Origin of the sequence: Desulforhabdus sp. TSK (assembly GCF_022836495.1) — a bacterium.
In the GTDB taxonomy this organism is placed as follows: Bacteria; Desulfobacterota; Syntrophobacteria; order Syntrophobacterales; family Syntrophobacteraceae; genus Desulforhabdus.
On sequence record NZ_BQXM01000197.1, the window covers coordinates 1 to 396 of the forward strand.

1 pseudogene is annotated in these 396 nt (G+C 69.4%); it reads left to right on the forward strand.

What is annotated here, in order from left to right:
• Positions 1 to 396 (forward strand): annotated as a pseudogene (locus tag MWC30_RS22085) (amidophosphoribosyltransferase); the annotation flags it as partial.

Genomic DNA, 396 nt, shown 5'->3' on the forward strand with positions numbered 1-396 from the left:
ACACCCAGCGGGCCCTCGTGCGGATGCTCAAGGCGGCCGGGGCCAAGGAGGTCCACGTGAAGATCTCCTCCCCGCCGATCAAGTGGCCCTGCTTCTACGGGATCGACTTCGCCACCCGCGCGGAGCTGATCGCCAAAGGCGCCACCATGGAGGAGATCACCCAGGCCGTGGGCGCGGACTCGCTGGCCTACATCTCCGAGGACGGCATGATCGCCGCCACCGGCCAGCCGCGCTCCAGTCTGTGCACCGCCTGCTTCGCCGGGGAGTACCCGATCGAGCTTCCTCCGGAGGAGCGCCGCGGCAAGCGGCTGCTGGAACAGCCCAGTGCCGGCAAGCCCACCCAGACCGGCTGCGAGCCGGGCCCGGACGCCGAAGTCGAACTGGATGAGAACGAAC